The sequence below is a fragment of the Dyella sp. genome, assembly GCF_035508675.1.
In the GTDB taxonomy this organism is placed as follows: domain Bacteria; phylum Pseudomonadota; class Gammaproteobacteria; order Xanthomonadales; family Rhodanobacteraceae; genus Dyella_B.
This window is the reverse complement of the sequence record NZ_DATJMN010000004.1, coordinates 1-4,941: the sequence shown is the minus strand read 5'-3', so window position 1 is coordinate 4,941 and position 4,941 is coordinate 1. Positions and strand designations below refer to the sequence as shown.

Genomic DNA, 4,941 nt, shown 5'->3' with positions numbered 1-4,941 from the left:
CCAAGCACGTTACATGCAAGCATTCGGTCGTCTCGCCAACGAGGGCGCACAGATCGTGCTGGCTCCCGAAGGGACATTCGCCACCGCGGATACGAGCATTCCCACATTTTCCCAGTTGTCGAAACAGCGCGACCTGATCGTGGGTGCCGGCGTTGACTTTCACGGCGATCCGCACGGACGCCGCAACATGCTGATGGTGTTTCAACCCGGCGCCACGTCTCCTGCCACCTACATCAAACACCATTTGCTCCCCGGCATGGACCCTTTCATACCCGGCGCCAACTACACCATGCTTCAAGGCGACCCGCGCATCGGATTGGCGATCTGCAAGGACATGGATTTCCATGATATTGGCGAGGCTTATGCCGCGCGCCGCGCGCAACTGTTGCTGGTACCTGCTTCGGATTTTACCGTGGACGGCTGGCTGCACAGTCGCATTGCGATCATGCGCGGCGTGGAAAGTGGCTTCGCCGTCGCGCGCGCCGCGCATGCCGGCCGGCTCACCTTGAGCGACGACCGCGGCCGTGTCGTGGCGGAAGCATCCAGCGAGCGACGCGATGCCGAATTGGTAGGCGATCTTCCACTACGCGAAACGCACACGCTGTATGCGCAATGGGGAGACTGGTTTGCATGGCTCGACGTGATCGCGTTAGCAGCATGCCTGGTATTGGCCTTCCTGCCGCGCAGCCGAAGCTAGCCGCAACCTAGCGCGTTGGCGGTGAGCGCAGCGAACTCCAACATTGCGGAACGCGATTACGCCCGTGCCTCCACCTGCACCGGCCACGGCGCTTCCCCTGCCAGCAAATAAAAGCCCACCTGCGCGCGCTTGGCATGCCGCTTTGCGCGCGCCGCCAAGGTGGCCAGCGTTTCCGGATGCCCGGGGAAAGGCGGCAAGACGCGTACGGCGCCAATGGCGACGGTGGTCAGCGGGAAGAACTGCGTATTGCCATGCCGATCCTCGCCGACAATACCGTGGCGAGCGATGTCTTCCTCGGCGAACAGATGGCGCGCGCGTTGGTTGAACAGCTCCACCATGTGGCGGCAGCGCGCTTCCCAATCCTCGCTTTGCAGCACCAGCAGAAAATCGTCGCCGCCGATATGGCCCACGAAATCGCAGCGCGGATTGACCTGCGCCGTAAGAATGCCGGCCAGCAAGCGGATCATCTCGTCGCCGCGAAAATAGCCGTATTGGTCGTTGAACGGTTTGAAGTGGTTGAGATCCACATAGGCCACGGTGAACGGCAGCTCGGCACGCAGCAGCCGCGCGACATGTTCGGTGACGGGGATGTTGCCGGGCAGGAAGGTCAGCGGATTGGCATAGCGCGCCGCTTCGATGCGCAGTTCGGTCACGCGCCTTACCAGCGATTCACCGGTGCCCAGGCCCAGGTAGTTTCCCTCGCGGGTGATCACGAAACCATCGCTGAGATAGCGTTGATCCTGCCCGCGCAAGATGTCGGCCATGCTTTCCAACGACTGCCTCACATCGCACAGCAGCGGCGCTTCGTGCATGAAGGCAGTGCAGCTTTTGCGGCCGTAGAGCTCGCGCGTGTAAGGCTGGGCCATGCGTTCGCTGAACACGCGGCGGTTGATCAGTCCGATGGGCCGGCCATCTTCCACCACGGCCAGGGCATGCAGCTCGGCTTGCTGCGAGAAAAGGGCGATCACGTCGTGGTTGGTATGGCGTGTGTTCAGTGCCGGCGCTTCGATCACCAGATGGCCCAGGTGCATCGGCCGCTGCGTCACCGGTCCGCGCGGGCGCGGCAATACCGCCAGCGTGCTGGCATCCAGCGCGTCGCGCACGTCCCTGCTGATGGCGTCGATGGTCTGCGGTAGCGGATGGCCGAGCAAAAATCCCTGTGCATACGGAATGCCCAGCTCGCGCAACATGCGCAGATCTTCGATGTCTTCCACGCCTTCGCCGACCAGGTCGGCGCCGAGCGTTTCCGCTACCTGGCATAGTGCACGCACGATCGCCAGGCGCTCGGCGCTCTTTGAAAGCCCATGGATCAGGTAGCGATCGATCTTTACCACTTCGGGATGAATCTCGTTCCACATCTCGAAGTTGGAATGCCCGTTGCCGAAATCATCCAGCGCGAAACGCACGCCATGCGCGCGCAAATGGCCCAGTGCATGCGCCAGGCGCGCCGGTTCGTCGACGATGTCGCGCTCGGTCAGCTCGATGGTGATGCGGCTCAGGTCCATGCCGCCGCTGCCGAGCGCGGCAAGCAGGTCGTCCGGCTTGATCGCCTCCTGCATGAACGCCTGGGCGCTCAGGTTGACCAGCAAGCGGCCATGCGTCGCTTGTGCGGCAAAAGCGCGGCACACGATGCGCGCGGCAGTCAGTTCGAATTCGCCCAGGCGGCCTTCGGCGCGCGCCAGGTTCAACAACTCCGGCGTGCTGATGTTGCCGAGCTGTTCGGTGGAGCGGGCCAGGCCTTCATGCGCCACCACCTCCATGGTGTCCAGTCGGATCAGTGGCTGGAACACCGCCACCAGGCCGTTCTGCGCGCGGTCGAGCAGCGAGGTGAAACGGGCATTGTCGCGCGGGAAGACCATGGCGGTTATCAGGCGGCCTGATCCCAGACGGGTTCGGCATCCTGCGCATCCGTGGCCTCGTTGCGTGCGTGCATCGGTTCGCCTGCGCTTTCGGCAATCTGGAAGAAACCCATCTGTTGCAGCAAAGCTTCGGCGCCGCCGCGCATCGCCAGGCTCATGCTGGCCGTGTGCTCGACCAGCGCGGCGTTTTGTTGCGTGGCGCTGTCCATATCGGCGATGGCGTGGTTGACCTGCTCGATCCCCGCCTTCTGCTCGCGACTGGACCAGGCCATGCCGGCCACTTGTTCGGAAACCTGCGCAGCGCTCGCCACGATGCTTGCCAGGGCTTCGCCGGAGCGTTGTGCGTAGCGGCGGCCGTCGTGCACGGCATCGGCGCTTTCTTCCATCGATTGCTTCACCTCGCGCGCCGCGACCGAGCAGCGTTGCGCAAGCTGCCTTACTTCGGCCGCCACCACCGCGAAACCGCGACCATGCTCGCCGGCACGGGCGGCCTCCACCGCGGCATTGAGGGCGAGCAGATTGGTTTGGAAGGCGACGTCGTTGATCAGGCCAACGAACTCGGCGATGCGCTGGCCCGAGCGCTCGATCGCGTTCATCGCCGTAACCGTTTCGCCGACGATGTGCTGCCCTTGCTCGGCCAGATCGCGCGATGCCGTAGCCACGCGGTTTGCCTGTTCGGCCATGGCGGCAGCTTCGGCCACGTTCGATGCCATCTGTTCCATCGAGGCCGAACTTTGTTCCAGGCTGGCAGCTTGCGCTTGCGTGCGCCGGCTCAGCGCCTGCGTGTCCTGCTCCAGGCGCAATGCATCGTCGCGTACGCTGGCGGCGCTCGCGCGGACTTCGCGTACCACGCCGGCAAGTTGGTGATCCATGGCGCCGAGCGCGCGCAGCAGTTCGCCGATTTCATCATCGCGGCCCACGGCGACGGGCTGGCCCAGTTCGCCGCGTGCAATGCGTTGCGCGACACCCGCAGCGAGACGAAGGCGTGCGCCGAGCAAGCGGATCAGCATGCCGTCGCTGACCGAAGCCAGCAGCAAGGCGCCGGCGAATACTGCCAGCACCGCGAACAGGCCCCGACGATTGGCGGCATGCTGGTTTTCCGCGGCGGTTTTGCCGGCGGCGAGGGCGTTTTCGAACAGATTGGTGAAATCGCTTTGCAGCGGCACCAGTGCCGGTTGCACGTCGCTGGCAAGTTTCAGCTGCGCGATATCGAACCGCCCCGCCTGCAATAGCGCGAGCGTGTCATCCATGGCTTGTTCGGCATCCTTGCGATGTTCGGCGGCCAAGCCGAGCAGGTTTTTCTGCTGCACACCGAGTCCGCTCTGCAGCAGTGGTTTCCAATAGCGATCGATATCCACGCGATTGCTCTTGAGCGCAGTAGCTGCATCGTCGGCCGCCGAAGGCAGGCGCATCAGCACCGCATGCGAAAGCGCCTGGAAGTCGCTGTTGAAATCGCTCTGGATACGGCCGACGTCGGAGATTGGCGCAAGCGTGCCGCCGACCACGGACTGGATGCGCTGATCCGCCTTCGTCAGCAACAGGGCGCAACTGGCGCCGATCGCGATCAGCAGGATGAGAATGCCGGCAAGGCGAAGCAACAGCAGCCGGCGAAGCGTGATACGAAACAAGCCGGAGGGAAGTCGAAGCATGATGCACCTGGGGAAGGGGATGCTTTCTGATCGGCAGAAAGAGCTTCGACTTGAGCTGTGGAAATGCTAAAAAACATTATGTTTCAAGCATTTGACCAAGGCATTGCAGTCTCGATACCAGCTGTAGGCTGGAATGCAATCCCCGCATCCCCATCCCGGCGCATGCGTACGCTTAAGTCAGGAAAGTAAGGCCACGCGCGCATCACGCATCGACCGCCCCTTACAGACATCCGCACGCTTACTTGCTACGTTCGCCTCGTCATCGACGCCGTCGTTCGTAGCGCTACGTCGATGACCCTTGCAGCAATGCTTGGAGAAGCGCGGATCGTGAGAGTTCGCACCTCCCACGACCCGCTAAACCACAACCAACTAACAGAGAGTTGATCATGGCCTCCACAGATCATACGGCACACGCATGCCTTCCGGTTCGCAACGAACCGCTATCCCCACCCGACCCGTTCATCGACCGTCAGCTCTACCCGCTGAACCTTGGTCTGGAAAAGCTGGAAAGCTACGGCTCGAAACGCGCAGGCATCGCACTGGCTATCGGCGTCATCCGCGGCTTGCTGGTACGCAGCGAATCCATCAAACGGCAATCTGCGCCCGACAAACCCGGCATGCTGGGCATCTGGCCACTCAACCCGGTGCACACAACAGGGTTGCACGTCGCCATTTACTTCCTGCAGCAACACGCCGATACGCTCGACCCTGAGCCGGGCGGATAAACCGTTCGCGT

The 4,941-nt window shown here is 62.9% G+C and carries 4 protein-coding genes; 2 read left to right on the top strand and 2 right to left on the bottom strand.

Going from position 1 to position 4,941, the window contains the following annotated elements:
- Positions 1 to 697, top strand: a 697-nt coding sequence (locus VMA74_RS00150) for a nitrilase-related carbon-nitrogen hydrolase (protein WP_325363594.1), incomplete at its 5' end; no start/stop codon positions are given.
- A 56-nt stretch (positions 698 to 753) separates the two neighbouring features.
- Here the strand turns inward: VMA74_RS00150 and VMA74_RS00145 are convergent.
- Positions 754 to 2,556: a GGDEF domain-containing protein gene (locus VMA74_RS00145; RefSeq protein WP_325363592.1), complete on the bottom strand. Its 1,803-nt coding sequence runs from the start codon at positions 2,554 to 2,556 to the stop codon at positions 754 to 756.
- An 8-nt stretch (positions 2,557 to 2,564) separates the two neighbouring features.
- A complete protein-coding gene (locus VMA74_RS00140) occupies positions 2,565 to 4,205 on the bottom strand; it encodes a methyl-accepting chemotaxis protein (RefSeq protein ID WP_325363590.1) in 1,641 nt (546 codons plus the stop codon).
- A gap of 386 nt (positions 4,206 to 4,591) precedes the next feature.
- Between VMA74_RS00140 and VMA74_RS00135 the strand changes: the two genes are divergently transcribed.
- On the top strand, positions 4,592 to 4,930 hold the full coding sequence (locus VMA74_RS00135) for a hypothetical protein (protein ID WP_325363588.1): 339 nt from the start codon (positions 4,592 to 4,594) through the stop codon (positions 4,928 to 4,930).
- The last annotated feature ends 11 nt before the right edge of the window (positions 4,931 to 4,941 follow it).